General features: G+C 64.9%; 15 protein-coding genes and 1 pseudogene. 8 read left to right on the plus strand and 8 right to left on the minus strand.

Going from position 1 to position 14,838, the window contains the following annotated elements; genetic code table 11:
* Positions 1 to 4: 4 nt before the first annotated feature.
* Genes AB4850_RS03235 through AB4850_RS03255 form a run of 5 tightly spaced genes read left to right on the plus strand, consistent with a single transcriptional unit; the run spans position 5 to position 5,704 of the window.
* A complete protein-coding gene (locus AB4850_RS03235; protein WP_414441170.1) occupies positions 5 to 1,249 on the plus strand; it encodes a sarcosine oxidase subunit beta family protein in 1,245 nt (414 codons plus the stop codon).
* A gap of 25 nt (positions 1,250 to 1,274) precedes the next feature.
* Entirely contained in the window at positions 1,275 to 1,568 is a 294-nt protein-coding gene (locus tag AB4850_RS03240) for a sarcosine oxidase subunit delta (RefSeq protein WP_414441171.1), read from the plus strand.
* Complete coding sequence (locus tag AB4850_RS03245; RefSeq protein ID WP_414441172.1) at positions 1,565 to 4,576, plus strand: sarcosine oxidase subunit alpha family protein; 3,012 nt, start codon at positions 1,565 to 1,567, stop codon at positions 4,574 to 4,576. The genes AB4850_RS03240 and AB4850_RS03245 overlap by 4 nt, the downstream gene beginning before the upstream one ends.
* Positions 4,566 to 5,201, plus strand: a complete 636-nt coding sequence (locus tag AB4850_RS03250) for a sarcosine oxidase subunit gamma (protein ID WP_414441173.1) — start codon at positions 4,566 to 4,568, stop codon at positions 5,199 to 5,201. Before AB4850_RS03245 ends, AB4850_RS03250 begins: the two co-directional genes overlap by 11 nt.
* Entirely contained in the window at positions 5,198 to 5,704 is a 507-nt protein-coding gene (locus tag AB4850_RS03255; protein WP_414441174.1) for a dihydroneopterin aldolase, read from the plus strand. Before AB4850_RS03250 ends, AB4850_RS03255 begins: the two co-directional genes overlap by 4 nt.
* Before the next feature lie 143 nt (positions 5,705 to 5,847).
* Here AB4850_RS03255 and AB4850_RS03260 read toward each other — a convergent pair.
* A protein-coding gene (locus AB4850_RS03260) for an IS5 family transposase (RefSeq protein WP_414440148.1) occupies positions 5,848 to 6,659 on the minus strand; the annotation gives its coding sequence in 2 pieces (ribosomal slippage) (positions 5,848 to 6,320 and positions 6,320 to 6,659; 813 coding nt in all).
* A 214-nt stretch (positions 6,660 to 6,873) separates the two neighbouring features.
* Here AB4850_RS03260 and AB4850_RS03265 point away from each other — a divergent pair.
* Together AB4850_RS03265 and AB4850_RS03270 are read left to right on the plus strand one after the other, a co-directional pair.
* On the plus strand, positions 6,874 to 7,392 hold the full coding sequence (locus AB4850_RS03265) for a GNAT family N-acetyltransferase (protein WP_414441175.1): 519 nt from the start codon (positions 6,874 to 6,876) through the stop codon (positions 7,390 to 7,392).
* A gap of 89 nt (positions 7,393 to 7,481) precedes the next feature.
* Complete coding sequence (locus tag AB4850_RS03270) at positions 7,482 to 8,246, plus strand: SDR family oxidoreductase (protein ID WP_414441176.1); 765 nt, start codon at positions 7,482 to 7,484, stop codon at positions 8,244 to 8,246.
* Positions 8,247 to 8,251: 5 nt separating this feature from the next.
* Here AB4850_RS03270 and AB4850_RS03275 read toward each other — a convergent pair.
* From AB4850_RS03275 to AB4850_RS03305, 7 genes and pseudogenes are all read right to left on the minus strand, one after another.
* Positions 8,252 to 8,798 (minus strand): annotated as a pseudogene (locus AB4850_RS03275) (IS5 family transposase).
* Positions 8,799 to 8,804: 6 nt separating this feature from the next.
* Positions 8,805 to 9,083: a hypothetical protein gene (locus AB4850_RS03280; protein ID WP_414441177.1), complete on the minus strand. Its 279-nt coding sequence runs from the start codon at positions 9,081 to 9,083 to the stop codon at positions 8,805 to 8,807.
* Positions 9,084 to 9,195: 112 nt separating this feature from the next.
* The gene (locus tag AB4850_RS03285; protein WP_414441178.1) at positions 9,196 to 9,381 is read right to left on the minus strand and encodes a CsbD family protein; all 186 of its coding nucleotides are present in this window, start codon (positions 9,379 to 9,381) and stop codon (positions 9,196 to 9,198) included.
* Between the two features lie 83 nt (positions 9,382 to 9,464).
* Entirely contained in the window at positions 9,465 to 10,028 is a 564-nt protein-coding gene (locus AB4850_RS03290) for a ferritin-like domain-containing protein (RefSeq protein ID WP_414441179.1), read from the minus strand.
* A 600-nt stretch (positions 10,029 to 10,628) separates the two neighbouring features.
* Positions 10,629 to 12,113, minus strand: a complete 1,485-nt coding sequence (locus AB4850_RS03295; RefSeq protein ID WP_414441180.1) for a SulP family inorganic anion transporter — start codon at positions 12,111 to 12,113, stop codon at positions 10,629 to 10,631.
* 320 nt (positions 12,114 to 12,433) lie between these two features.
* Entirely contained in the window at positions 12,434 to 13,060 is a 627-nt protein-coding gene (locus tag AB4850_RS03300) for a glutathione S-transferase family protein (RefSeq protein ID WP_414441181.1), read from the minus strand.
* Positions 13,061 to 13,200: 140 nt separating this feature from the next.
* Entirely contained in the window at positions 13,201 to 14,271 is a 1,071-nt protein-coding gene (locus AB4850_RS03305) for an acyltransferase family protein (protein WP_414441182.1), read from the minus strand.
* A 194-nt stretch (positions 14,272 to 14,465) separates the two neighbouring features.
* Between AB4850_RS03305 and AB4850_RS03310 the strand changes: the two genes are divergently transcribed.
* On the plus strand, positions 14,466 to 14,783 hold the full coding sequence (locus tag AB4850_RS03310; protein ID WP_414441183.1) for a hypothetical protein: 318 nt from the start codon (positions 14,466 to 14,468) through the stop codon (positions 14,781 to 14,783).
* Positions 14,784 to 14,838: the final 55 nt, after the last annotated feature.

The following is a 14,838-nucleotide window of genomic DNA, read 5'->3' on the forward strand; positions in this document are numbered from 1 at the left end:
TGAAATGAGCCGCTACTCCCTATTCAGCCTGTTCCGCAACGGCCTGTCGTATCACGAGAACTGGGAGCGCCAATGGCGTTCCCCCGAACCGAAGAAGGAATACGACGTGGTGATCGTCGGCGGTGGCGGGCACGGCCTCGCGACGGCGTACTACCTCGCCAAGGAGCACGGCATCACCAATGTCGCGATCCTCGAGAAAGGCTGGATCGGCGGCGGCAACACCGCCCGCAACACGACCATCGTGCGCTCGAACTACCTGTGGGACGAATCGGCCGGCCTGTACGAGAAGGCCATGAAGCTGTGGGAAGGGCTGTCGCAGGATCTGAACTACAACGTCATGTTCAGCCAGCGCGGCGTGATGAACCTTGCGCACACGCTGCAGGACGTGCGTGACACGCAGCGCCGCGTCAACGCGAACCGCCTGAACGGGGTGGACGCCGAATACCTGACGCCTGCGCAGATCAAGGAACTGGAACCCAACATCAACCTGAACAGCCGCTACCCGGTGCTGGGCGCGTCGATCCAGCGCCGCGGCGGCTCGGCCCGCCACGACGCGGTGGCCTGGGGCTTCGCGCGCGGCGCCGACCGCGCCGGCGTGGACATCATCCAGAACTGCCAGGTCACGGGCATTCGCCGCGACGGCGGCCAGGTCACCGGCGTGGATACGGTCAAGGGTTTCATCAAGGCCAAGAAGGTGGCGGTGGTCGCCGCCGGCAACACCAGCTCGCTCGCCGACATGGCCGGCATCCGCCTGCCGATCGAAAGCCACCCGCTGCAGGCGCTGGTGTCCGAGCCGATCAAGCCGTGCGTCAACACGGTGGTGATGTCGAACGCGGTGCACGCGTACATCAGCCAGTCCGACAAGGGCGACCTGGTGATCGGCGCCGGTATCGATCAATACACGGGCTTCGGCCAGCGCGGCAGCTTCCAGGTGATCGAAGGCACGCTGGAAGCGATCGTGGAGATGTTCCCGGTGTTCTCGCGGGTGCGCATGAATCGCCAGTGGGGCGGCATCGTGGATGTCTCGCCGGACGCCTGCCCGATCATCAGCAAGACCGACGTGAAGGGGCTGTATTTCAACTGCGGCTGGGGCACGGGCGGCTTCAAGGCCACGCCGGGCTCGGGCTGGGTGTTCGCGCACACCATCGCGCGTGACGAGCCGCACGCGCTGAACGCGGCGTTCGCGCTCGACCGTTTCTACAACGGCCACCTGATCGACGAACACGGCGCCGCCGCCGTCGCGCACTGAACCCGGACCACGAGGAGAAACCAACATGCTGCTGATCAACTGCCCGTGGTGCGGACCGCGCGCCGAGTCCGAATTCTCGTGCGGCGGGGAAGCCGACATCGCCCGCCCGCTCGACACCGACGCGCTGTCGGACCGCGAATGGGGCGACTACCTGTTCATGCGCAAGAATCCGCGCGGCGTGCACCGCGAGCAATGGCTGCACACGCAGGGCTGCCGCCGCTGGTTCATGGCGACGCGCGACACGGTGAGCTACGAAATCCAGGGCTACGACACGTTCGGCGTGCCCGCACACGACGCACAAGAGGGCAACACGAAATGAGCCAGAAAGACCGCCTGAATGCGGGTGGCCGGATCAACCGCGCGATTCCGCTGACCTTCACGTTCAATGGCCGCACCTACCAGGGCTTCCAGGGCGACACGCTGGCCTCGGCGCTGCTGGCCAACGGCGTGCATTTCGTCGCCCGCAGCTTCAAGTACCACCGCCCGCGCGGGATCGTGACGGCCGACGTCGCGGAACCGAATGCGGTCGTGCAACTGGAAACCGGCGCGTACACCGTGCCGAACGCGCGCGCCACCGAGATCGAGTTGTATCAAGGCCTGGTCGCCACCAGCGTGAACGCCGAGCCGTCGCTCGAAAACGATCGCTTCGCGATCAACCAGAAGTTCGCGCGCTTCATGCCGGCGGGCTTCTACTACAAGACCTTCATGTGGCCGCGCAAGTTCTGGCCGAAGTACGAGGAGAAGATTCGCGAGGCGGCCGGCCTGGGCAAGGCGCCCGCGGCGCTCGACGCCGACCGCTACGACAAGCAGTTCGCGCATTGCGACGTGCTGGTGGTGGGCGGCGGGCCGACCGGTCTGGCGGCCGCGCATGCGGCGGCCGTGACCGGCGCGCGCGTGATCCTGGTGGACGACCAGCGCGAGCTGGGCGGCAGCTTGCTGTCGTGCCGCGCCGAAATCGACGGCAAGCCGGCGCTGCAATGGGTCGAGAAGATCGAGGCCGAACTGGCCAAGCTGCCTGAAGTGAAGATCCTGTCGCGCAGCACGGCGTTCGGCTACCAGGACCACAACCTGGTGACCGTCTCGCAACGCCTGACCGAGCATCTGCCGGTGTCGATGCGCAAGGGCACGCGCGAGCTGCTGTGGAAGATTCGCGCCAAGCGCGTGATCCTGGCGACCGGTGCGCAGGAGCGCCCGATCGTGTTCGGCAACAACGACCTGCCGGGCGTGATGCTGGCCGGCGCAGTGTCCACCTACGTCAACCGTTTCGGCGTGCTGCCGGGCCGCGAGGTCGTGGTGTTCACCAACAACGACCGCGCCTACCAGGCCGCGCTCGACCTGAAGGCGCACGGCGCGAAGGTCACGGTGGTCGATTCGCGCGCCGCCTCGAACGGCGCGCTGCCGGCCGCCGCCAAGCGTCACGGCGTGACCGTGATGCACGGCGCGGTGGTGGCGCAGGCAGCGGGCAAGCTGCGCGTGAGCTCGGTCGACGTGCACACCTACGCGAGCGGCAAGATGGGCAGCAAGACGGCCACGCTGCCGTGCGACCTGCTCGCGATGTCGGGCGGCTACAGCCCGGTGCTGCACCTGTTCGCACAATCGGGCGGCAAGGCGCACTGGCACGACGAGAAGGCCTGCTTCGTGCCGGGCAAGGCCGTGCAGCCGGAAACCAGCATCGGCGCGGCCGCCGGTGAGTTCTCGCTGGCGCGCGGGCTGCGGCTCGCGGTGGACGCCGGCGTGGACGCGGCCAAGGCGGCCGGTTTCAACGCGGTGCAGCGTCCGGTCGCCCCGCAGGCCACCGACGCCGCCGAAGCGCCGCTGCAGGCGCTCTGGCTGGTCGGCGCGGGCGAGCAGGTCACGCGCGGCGCGAAGCGTTTCGTCGATTTCCAGAACGACGTGGGCGCGGCCGACATCCTGCTGGCCGCCCGCGAAGGCTTCGAATCGGTCGAGCACGCCAAGCGCTACACCGGCATGGGCTTCGGCACCGACCAGGGCAAGCTCGGCAACATCAACGGCATGGCGATCCTCGCGCTGGCGCTCGGCAAGACGATCCCCGAAACCGGCACCACCACCTTCCGTCCGAACTACACACCGGTCACGTTCGGCACGTTCGCCGGCCGCGAACTGGGCGATTTCCTCGACCCGGTGCGCAAGACCTGCGTGCACGAATGGCACGTCGCGAACGGCGCGCTGTTCGAGGACGTCGGCAACTGGAAGCGCCCCTGGTACTTCCCGAAGAACGGCGAGGACCTGCACGCGGCGGTCGCGCGCGAATGCCTGGCGGTGCGCAACAGCGTCGGCATTCTCGATGCGTCCACGCTCGGCAAGATCGACATTCAAGGCCCGGATTCGATCCAGTTGCTGAACTGGATGTACACGAACCCGTGGAACAAGCTCGAAGTCGGCAAGTGCCGCTACGGGCTGATGCTCGACGAGAACGGCATGGTGTTCGACGACGGCGTGACGGTGCGCCTCGGCGAGCAGCACTACATGATGACCACCACCACCGGCGGCGCGGCGCGCGTGCTGACCTGGATGGAGCGCTGGCTGCAGACCGAATGGCCGGACATGAAGGTGCGTCTGTCGTCGGTCACCGATCATTGGGCGACGTTCGCCGTGGTCGGCCCGAACAGCCGCAAGGTGGTGCAGAAGGTGTGCCAGGACATCGATTTCGCGAACGCGGCGTTCCCGTTCATGAGCTACCGCGACGGCACCGTGGCGGGCGCGAAGGCGCGCGTGATGCGCATCAGCTTCTCGGGCGAACTGGCCTACGAAGTGAACGTGCCGGCCAATGCGGGCCGCGCGGTGTGGGAAGCCATCATGGCGGCCGGCGCGGAATTCGACATCACGCCGTACGGCACCGAAACCATGCACGTGCTGCGCGCCGAGAAGGGCTACATCATCGTCGGCCAGGACACCGACGGTTCGGTCACGCCGCACGACCTCGGCATGAGCGGGCTGGTGGCGAAGTCGAAGGATTTCCTCGGCCGCCGTTCGCTGTCGCGCTCGGACACGGCCGGCAGCAACCGCAAGCAACTGGTCGGCCTGCTGACCGACGACCCGGCCACCGTGCTGGAAGAAGGCGGCCAGATCGTCGAGACGGCGGCCGTGGCGAATGCGAACGGACTGACGCCGATGATCGGCCACGTCACGTCGAGCTACTTCAGCCCGATCCTCAAGCGCTCGATCGCGATGGCGGTGGTGAAGGGCGGTTTGGGCAAGATGGGCCAGTCCGTCGCGATCTCGCTCGCGAACGGCAGGAAGATCAACGCGAAGATCACCAGCCCGGTTTTCTACGACACCGAAGGGGTACGTCAGAATGTGGAATGAAACGCGAAATCAAACTTCGGTGGCCGTGCAACCGGCCGGCATGCGGCTCGAATCGCCGCTGGTCGGTGCGCAGGACGTGCTGAAGCCGCACCAGGCGAAGGCCTCGCAGAAGTTTCAACTGCGCGAGCGGCCGTTCCTCGACCTCGTCAACGTGCGCGGCGAGCTGTCCGATCCGGCGTTCGTCGAGGCGTTCGAGCGCGTGGTCGGCTGCAAGCCGCCCGCCACGCCGAACACGGTGGCGCGCGGCGCCGACTACGACGTGCTGTGGCTCGGCCCGGACGAGTGGCTGGTGCGCTCGCACGGCCCGGTGGTGGCCGGCCAGCTCGAAGCGAAGCTGGTGCCGGCGCTGGCCGGCCGCTACGCGGCGGCGGTGGATGTCGGCAGCGGCTTCACGGTGCTGGAAGTCAGCGGCGAGCGCGTGCGCGACGTGATCGCACGCGGCTGCCCGCTCGATCTGCATCCGAGCCGCTTCGGCGCGGGCCAATGCGCGCAGAGCCATTACTTCAAGTCGTCGATCACGCTGGTGCCGACCGGCGAGCAGAGCTACGACCTGGTGATCCGCCGCAGCTTCGCCGATTACTTCTGCCGCATCATGCTCGACGCCGCCGCGCCGATCGTGTCATGAAACGCACCGACGATCCGTTCGCGACGCTCGAAACGGCCCGCCCGCGCGGGCGCGGCTGGAGCGTGTTCATCGACGAACTGAAGGTGCCCGCGCGCATCGGCATTCATGCGCACGAGCACGAGGCGCCGCAGCCGGTCGTGGTCGACGCGCGGCTCGGCTACCGCTGCGAGCCGGTGGAGCAGGGCGCGGAGGGCTTCGTCGATTACGACGGCTACTGCGCGCGCGTCGCGTCGTGGCTCGCGCACAAGCCGCACACGCGGCTGCTCGAAACGCTGGTGGTGGAATTGGCGGCGCTGTCGTTCGAGGAATGGCCGTCGCTCGAATCGGTCACGCTGTCGCTGCACAAGCCGAAGATCCGGCCGGGCACGCGGCGCGTGGGCGTCGAGCTGGACTGGACGCGCACCGATTACGTCGCATGGTGCGCGGCGCTCGACGCACGCGAGCGCGTGACGCGCACCGCGTTGCAGGCCGGGCGGGTCGGGGCGGAGGTGGCCGCGCACTGAACGGCTGCGGCCGCGCGGCAGGAAGACGAGAAGGGAACGGCGAACGCCACGCGCGATGCGATATCGCGCGTGGCGTTGGTCGTTTGGGGTGTCGCTGAATCGCGCGGCGCGCCGTGCGGCGGCTTTAAGAAGCTGTTGCGAAATTAGTTATCCAGAGATTTGAGACGTGTCCAGCAAATCAAGGCACAAGCCAAAGACATAAAGGCCTCGTGTACATGAGCGTAGCGTTCATAACGAATTTTGAGCCGTCGAAACGAGTGCAACCAGGCAATCGAACGCTCCACTGGCCAACGTGTTTTTCCCAGTCCACTGCCATGTGGCGCGCCGATTTTTGCGAGCATCGGCGTGATGCCGCGCTCACGCAAGCGCTGCCGATGGGGCTCAGAACTGTAGCCCCGGTCGCCTTGTATGATTTGCGGCTTGCGCAGCGGACGTCCCCGCTTGCCCCTGATGTGTGGAATGGCATCGACCAGCGCATCAAGCTGGGTAATGTCGTGACGGTTTGCTGCACTCAGGATGACCGCGAGCGGGATGCCTTGCGCGTCGACGATGAGGTGGTGTTTGCTGCCGAGCTTGCGCCGGTCCGTGGGATTCGGGCCGGTTTTTTTCCCGCCAGTACGGCGCGGATCGATGAGCTATCGACGAGCGCACGCGAGAGGTCGATTTCGCCACGGCGACGCAACTCGGCCAGCAACGTTTCGTGGATGCGTTGCCAGACGCCGGCCTGTTGCCACGCCACGAGCCGTCGCCAGCAAGCCGTGCCTGAACCACATCCCATTTCTTGCGGGAGTAGATTCCACGCAATGCCCGAGCGCAACACGAACACAATGCCTGCCAGCACCGCGCGGTCGGGTGTCGGTTTGCGGCCTGCATACTGGCGATTGCGTGGTGCTCGCACCGGCAGCAGCGGTTCGATGAGTGACCACAATTCGTCGTCTATCAGTTCTTTCGGCATCGCTTCCTGTTGGGCAAAACAAGACAGAAAGTTAACACCAAGTCGGAAAAGTTAAACAGACCCAAAACCTAATTTCGCAACAGCTTCTAAGGCGTTGCAGCTAATTTTTTACTGGTATAGTGACCGAAAATTTTCTCCCAATTCATTACATTTGTGAAAAATTCGATTGCCCCTTAAATTTAATGGGAGGTTTCACGCAATGCGAAGTTTTTTTATGGAATCCGAAAGGCTTTTATTTGGAAAATGGCAATCTGACGACTTCGATTTGATTAATCATGTGTTCGGAGATCCGATCGTAACTCGATTCGAGGGCGGCGATTGGTCACGGCAGCAAGTGGAGGATCGACTTCGGCTGGAGATCTCAACTCTGGCTGAGCGCAACATGCAATATTGGCCGATTTTTCTGAAAGAAAACGGAGAATTCGTTGGCTGTTGCGGACTTCGCCCGCACGATCCGGAGCAAAACATCCTGGAATTGGGGTGTCAATTACGTCGCGCGTTTTGGTCCATGAGTTTCGGACGAGAAGCAGGCAAGACTGTTATTGCATACGCATTCGGTCACATGAAAGCCGATGCACTTTACGCTGGTCATCATCCGGACAACACCGCTTCGTCTCACTTCCTGAAGCATCTGGGATTTGAGCATACCCATGACGAAATTTATCCGCTCACCGGCCTCATGGAACCATGCTATCTGTTGACTCACGAGCGCTACACGAAACATGAATTTTAATAGCGTACCGTAGCGTTCGACGCTTCAGAGTCGCACGATTTGCTGAATTAAGAGTACCGACACGAACCGCGACAAAAAGCACAAAACCCATGATTCTCACTGGAAATACGATTTTTGTTACTGGGGGTGCATCTGGCATCGGCCGCGCACTGGCGGAATCTTTTCATCGCTTAGGAAACCAGGTTGTGATCTCCGGCCGACGGCAAAATGCTCTAGACGATGTGACTAGAGAAAATCCCGGAATGCGATCTGTTTGCATGGACGTGACGCAAGCCGAACAGGTGAAATCGGTATCGCGGTACGTGATGCAAACCTACCCCGAACTAAATGTTCTCATCAATAATGCCGGGATTATGAGGCCAGAAGATGTTGTGGCCAACGAGAATTATATCGAAGACGCCGAGGAAATATTATCCACAAATTTTCTAGGGCCGGCACGCCTGACTGCTGCACTGCTGTCACATTTGAGAGGCAGGCCTCGCGCTACGATCATCAATGTTTCTTCCGACCTTGCATTTGTTCCGATGGTCACCCATCCGACTTACTGCGCAAGCAAAGCCGCCCTTCATTCTTATTCAATGTCGCTGCGTCATCAGCTTATCGGAACGTCGATCGAACTGATCGAATTGATTCCTCCGTACGTTCAGACAAGTCTAATGGGCACTCAGCAGTTGACCGATGAGCGCGCGATGCCATTGGAGGCGTATATACGCGAAACCATGGATATCCTATCCACTCAACCAGGCATACCGGAAGTTGTGGTCGACCGATGCAAGCCGTTTAGATTCTCTGCCGAAAATGGAACCGCTGAGCATTTGTTTGAGGGGCTCAATGTCACTCACGAGTTGGGTTAGAGCCGCTAACACGAGTCATCCACGAATCTCGAGCAGATGACGGCGGCAGCCAGAACGAGCAAAGCGGCATGAATATCGAGGCGGCGCTCGAAGCGAATCCGGAGCTTGCCGAATCCGGCGAACCAGGCATGCGTACGCTCGACCACCCAACCATGCCGCCCGAGTCGCTCGCTGCTTTCGATACCGCCGCGGGCGATACGGCCTTGATGCCGCGCTGTCTTAGATAACGACGGCAGCGAGCGAAGTCATATCCTTTGTCGGCGTGCAGTTTGCTCGGTCGCTTGCGCGGCCGACCGTTCAGGCCTGGTACCGCAGGAATGGCATCGAGCGTGGATTCGAATGCCATCGAATCGTGCCGGTTGGCTCCCGTGATCGTGACAGCCGGAGGGATGCCACGTGCACTACGACGATGTGTCGCTTCGATCCGAGCTTGCCTCGGTCTTCCCACGGAATACCCGTTTGCAATACGTACAAGATGCCGTTCAGCGTCGCTCGATCATCGACCGTGCGCCGCCGTCCGCCCTTGGGCGATGGTGTGAACTCCGGAATCAGCGGCTCTCAGTGCAAGGCCAGCCGAGTGCTGTGCGCTTCGAGTTCGCGCAGGCGCGCGACGATGTCGTCGAGCTGCGCGCGTTCGGCCGGTTGCAGGCCGTCACTGGCCAGCGTGGCTTCGAGCCGTGCGCGCCACAGCGCGAACGGCGCGGGCTCGCCGGGCACGAGACGCGCCACCAGCAGTTCGAGTAATGACAGATCCGATTCGACGGTCGTCGGCGCGGTGTCCGCGGTGTCGTCGTTCGGAGCGGGGGTGTGACGGGAATCGTTGGAATCGTGCTGCATCGATACCTCGCATGTCGCGGTCTGGACGCTGCCCGGCCGAGGCCGGGCATGCGCGACAGATTGACCGCGCATCGTGACCGTTTCGCGACGAGGCGAAACGGTCACGCGCCGGTCAGTGATGATCCGGCTTGCCGCGCACCGCGTCCTTCGCATCGCCGAGGCCCTTGCGTGCCTCGCCGGCGGCTTGCTGCAAGTCGCCCTTGACTTCTTGCTTGGTGTTGCCGGTGGCCTTGCCAACCACTTCGTTGACCTTGCCCTTCACTTGTTCGGCCGTACCCTTGATGTGATCCTTGTTCATGCTTCACCTCCAGCGTTGAATGCTTGCAGACGGATGGATGCCCGCCGTCACGGGGTTGAACACGGTGCGAACGCGACGCTCACTCAGTTCACGTTCTTCTTCTTCAGTTCCTCGGGCAGCCCGGCGAGCAGGTCCGACATTTCATCGGCGTGCTCTTCCTCGACCGCGAGAATTTCTTCGAACAGGCGGCGCGTGGTCGGATCGCGATCGCCGAGGTATTGGATCGCCTCGCGATAACTGTCGATAGCGATGCGCTCCGCCACCAGGTCTTCCTTGATCATGTCGACCAGCGTCGTGCCTTCCACGTATTCGGCATGGCTGCGCTTGGTCAGGCCGTCCGGCGCCAGATCCGGGCTGCCGCCGAGCTGCACGATGCGGGCCGCCAGCATGTCGGCGTGGCTCTGCTCCTCGTTCGAGTGCACGAGGAATTCCTCGGCGATGCCCGACGAGTGAATGCCCTTCGCCATGAAGTGATGGCGGCGATAGCGCAGCATGCAGACGATTTCCGTCGCCAGCGACTCGTTGAGCAGCTTCAACACCGTGTCGCGGTCGGCGTGATAGCCGGCGGTGACGGCGCCATCGTCGACGTGCTTGCGGGCGCGATCGCGCAGGGTCTTCACATCGGTCATATGCGTGTTGTGGGTCATCGCAATTCCTCTTTGTTGGCGTGTCGAAGTTGTCGGCAATCCGCTGCCGATCGCATGGCGGCGATCGGGGGGCCGCCGGTCCGAACCGGGCATGCTCGGCCGGGTTTGCGTCTCTATACAGCAGCATTCGTGCCAAATGGCGGGAAATGCCATGAGGATGAGGGGCGATGACGCCGGGCGGAACGGCGCGGAGCCCTTGGTGGCGGGGCTGCGCGGGGGATGGCAAGGCGCGGCGGAGCGTGCGGCGCGCGATGGGGACGGATCGGCGGCGGGGCCGGGAGAGCGGGTAGCGCGCGAGGCGGGCTTGTAAAACCTACATGCGGATTGGCGGGATTTCAGGGGCGGCAGGGCAGGCGCGTGTCGGCGGGCATGGCGTACTCGGTCGGGCGGGGATGTCGGCGAATGGCCACTGGTTTACGGCGGCGCGCCGGGAAAGCTGAACAGCGGACGTGGCCCGCCAGCACGCTTCGCCAATCGGCGCCACGGGTTCGGCAAGCGATGCCGTTCGGGCCGGCTCATACCGCTTGATGCGGGTTCAGCGAATCGCGGAGTGCGGCATCGACGCCGGTCAGCACGAGAATCGACGAAATCGGCCGCACATCAACCGAACGAGAACCGCACCCCGGCGCGCGCGAGCAGATGCTGCCCGCGCGGCGACAGGTTGGTGAATCGCAGCTGCCTGCCGGCCTTGCGATAGCGCTCCTCGAGCGATTCGAACGCGGCGATCGCCGAATGGTCGGCCACATGCAGGTGCCGGCAATCCACGATCACGGCCTCGGGGTCGTTCAGCGGCTTGAACAGGTCCTGAAAATTGCCGGTGGATGCGAAGAACAGCGTGCCGTGCACGACATAGGTCGCGGTGCCTCCGTCGCGCGCGATCTCCGCGCGGATTTCGCGGGCGTGCTGCCAGGCGAAGTTCAGCGCGGCGATCACGATGCCCGACATCACGGCGATGGCCAGGTCGGTGAACACGGTAATGACGGTGACCAGCACGATCACGAGCGCGTCGTTGCGCGGCACCTTGCCGAGCAGGCGCAGCGATCCCCAGGAGAAGGTCTGCTGGGCGACCACGAACATCACGCCCACCAGCGCGGCCAGCGGAATGCGTTCGATCAGCGGCGACAGGAACAGGATGAAGAGCAGGATCATGATGCCGCTCGTCGCGCCCGAAATCCGGCTGCGGCCGCCCGAACTCAGGTTGATCATGGTCTGGCCGATCATCGCGCAGCCGCCCATCCCGCCGAACAGCCCCGACACCACGTTTGCGATGCCGAGCGCCAGGCATTCGCGGTTCGGCCGGCCGAGCGTTTCGGTGATCTCATCGGTGAGGTTGAAGGTCAGCAGCGTTTCCAGCAGGCCCACGATCGACATCAGCAGCGCATACGGGAACACGATGCGCAGCGTGTCGAGATTCCAGGGCACGGACGGCAGGTGAAAGCTCGGGAACACGCCCGCGATATGCGCCATGTCGCCGAGCGTGCGCGTGGGCAGATGCAGGCCCTGGCTGACGATGCCGATCCCGATGATCGCGACCAGCGCCGGCGGGACCGCCTTGGTCACGCGCGGCAGCAGATAGACGATCAGCATCGTCAGGGCCACCAGCGCGCACATGACGAGCAGCGGCGTGCCGTGCAGCCAGGCCGTGCCCTGCGGCGTGACGGTCTTGAAATGCTCGAACTGCGCGGACGCGATGATGATGGCCAGCCCGTTGACGAAGCCGATCATGACCGGATGCGGCACCATCCGGATCAGCTTGCCGAGCCGCAGCAGGCCGAACAGCATCATGAACACGCCGCCGAGCACGACCGTCACCAGCAGGTACTGCACGCCGTGCTGCACCACCAGCGCGACGATGACCACCGCCATCGAGCCGGCCGCGCCGGAGATCATGCCGGGCCGGCCGCCGAGAATCGCGGTCAGCGCGCAGATGATGAACGCGCCGTACAGGCCCATCAGCGGGTTCAGTTGCGCGACGAGCGCGAACGCGATGCACTCGGGAACGAGCGCGAAGGACGAGGTGATGCCGGCCAGCACGTTGGCGGGAAGGTTCGAGAGCCACTGCTCCCGGAGCGTCTGGATATGCATGGGAATCGCTGCGCGGGCGAAGGCCCGCCTGGTTTTTCGTGGGCGTGACGGAGGCAGGCTGCGTCATCGAGAGCCTTGCCCGGCGAGGTCGAGCGCGGCGTGCGCATCGGTCGAAACGACGCAATGCGCCCGCGCGCGGTATCGCGGGGCAAGCCGTTGGGCAACGGAAAGAAAGGCTCTCGAAAGCTACATGGGTGCGGGGGGAATAGGTCAGCATCCCGAAACAAGTCGTTTCGGCGACAACCCCGGGAGTTTACCCTAGGCGAGCCGGGGCGATGCCCCTTGCGAGCCCGCGCATGCCGCGCGGGGCGCGGGCGGGCTCAAGGTATCGCCGCGTTGCATACCTCGGCGAACCCCGGCCGCGCCGACAGCCGCTCGTGGTAATACGCTTCGACGGCCGGCAGCGGCGGGTGCTCGAACGGCGTGCCGAGCCAGCGATGCACCGACAGGCCGATCACGATATCGGCCAGCGAATGCTCGGTGCCCGCCACGAACGCGCCGGTTTGCGCGAGGCGTTCGTCGAGGATGCGCATCTGGCGCGTCCAGTTCGCGATCGACTGCGCGATGCCCTTCGGGTCCTGATGCGCCGGCGATTGGCGCACCAGGCCCTGGAACGCATACACCCAGGCCGGGTTCAGCGTGGTGGCCTGCCAGTCCAGCCATTGATCGACCAGCGCGCGTTGCCGCGCGTCCTGCGGATACAGCGCCGTGCTGCCTTCGCGGTTCGCCAGGTAGCGCAGGATCGCGTTCGATTCCCAGAGCACGAACTCGCCGTCGCGCAGTACCGGCACCAGCGCGTTCGGATTCAGTGAAAGGTATTCGGGCACGTCGGTCGCGCGAAAGCCCGACCCCCAATCCTCGCGCTCGTAGGCGAGGTTCAGTTCCGCGCAGGCCCACAGCACCTTGCGGACGTTGATCGACGGCTGTTTTCCGAGAATGTTCAGCATGGCGGCTCGCTCGCGTTGGCATGGAGACGGCAGTGTAGGGCAAGGCAGGCGCGCTTCGCCATGCACAGTTGCGCTGCGCGCCGCGCCGGAGTGTGCGGCCGAACCAGCCGGCCGCGGGCCCGCGTGCGGCGGCCGATCGGCTAGACGCGCGAGTGCACCGGCACGGCGAGATCGCGCCGCGTGCGACGCGTGAGCCAGGCGCGCATCGGCGCGTCCACGTAGCGATCGAGCACGGCCACGAGCAGCAGCAGCGCCACGACGAACGCGGCGAGCGCGCCCTTGCCGTACACGTGCTTGTGCGCCTCCATCAGCCGGTAGGCGAGCAGCAGCAGCGGCGCGTGGACGATGTAGATCCCGTAGGAAACACGCCCCAGTTGCTCGAACGGCGCGGCGAGCCACGCCGGCGGTTCGCAGGCCGTGGCGAGTTGGACGATCAGCGGGATCAGCACCATCACCTCGACGATCACGGCGAGGCCCGCCCAGCGCGGCGGCATCTTCACGCACAGCATCGCGAGCGTGGCGACGACCGCGAGCAGCGACAGCAGCGCGCTGCGCGGGCGCGCCGCGCGCCGCAGCCGGAACAGCAGCACGCCGGCCGAGAACGAGAAGCCGACCCGCGCCAGCGCGAGATACCACTTGGCGAGATCCCAGCCTTCGTCGATGCCGTGATGGCGGATCGCATAGAGCGCGATCACGGCGGCCGACGGCACCATCACCGCGATCAGGATCGGCACCACGCGCCGCCGCACGATGGCCGCGAAACCGAGGTTCGCGACGATCTCGTAGAGCAGCGACCAGGCCGGGTTGTTGACGAGGTAGAGCGGCTCGGCGCGCGCCGGCAGCATCAGCAACGACAGCACCACCAGCGCGGTGGTGGCGAGCAGCGACGCATGCGGCTGGCCGTGCGCGTGCGCATGCCCGAGCGCCACGAAATGGCTGGCGAGGCCGAGCACGATGCCGATCAGGTAGAGCGGATAGAGGCGGATCAGGCGCACCTTCAGGAACGCGCCGAAGCCGAGCGCGCCCGAGCGCAGCCGCGCTTCATAGGCGTTGGCCACCACGAAGCCGCTGATCGCGAAGAACAGGTCCACCGCCAGGTAGCTCTGCTGGAAGCGCGGCGACTCGAACAGCAGCGGCGCGTGGCGGAACACGATCAGGATCGCGGCGAGGCCGCGGATGGCGTCGAGGTTGGCGTACTTCCACTGCGTCATGTCGGAACGGCGGTTGGTTGTCCGGGCGGCCGTGATTGTAAGCCGGCAAGCGGGTTGTTCGCCGAAGCGCGCGCGGGCGGCGCGCCATGGTGAGCCGTTGCTTACCCGCGTTTGCACCGGGTTCCGTCCGGCGCACCTCGTGCGATACTCGCCGCTTCTCCGCGCCTGCGGAGCCTGTCATCGAAGGAGCTGCCGTGTTCGCGAGTTTTGATCCGACCCATACGGGGTTCGTCGCCGAAATCGACGGTTGCCGCTGCAGTATCGAGGCGGTGTCGTCGCCGATCGCCGAGCAGGTCGACTGGCGCTGGACCATCTCGATCGCGCATCTCGGCAACGAGAACGGCATGGACCCCGAAAAGTTCGATGTGCTTGCCACCGGCGAGACGGTCACGCCGCTGCAGGCCTCGCAGCAGATCGTGGCGTGGCTCGACGCGCATCCGGCCGAGGACGACGGTTACGAAGGCCACGAAGAAGGCCAGGGCAACGACGGCGGCGAGGCCGCCGCGCAGTAACTGCCACGCGTCGCCGCACTGGCGCCCGGCGGGGCCGCGGCCCGCGCGGCCCCGC

This window comes from Burkholderia sp. 22PA0106 (genome assembly GCF_047497155.1).
Classification (GTDB): Bacteria; Pseudomonadota; Gammaproteobacteria; order Burkholderiales; family Burkholderiaceae; genus Burkholderia.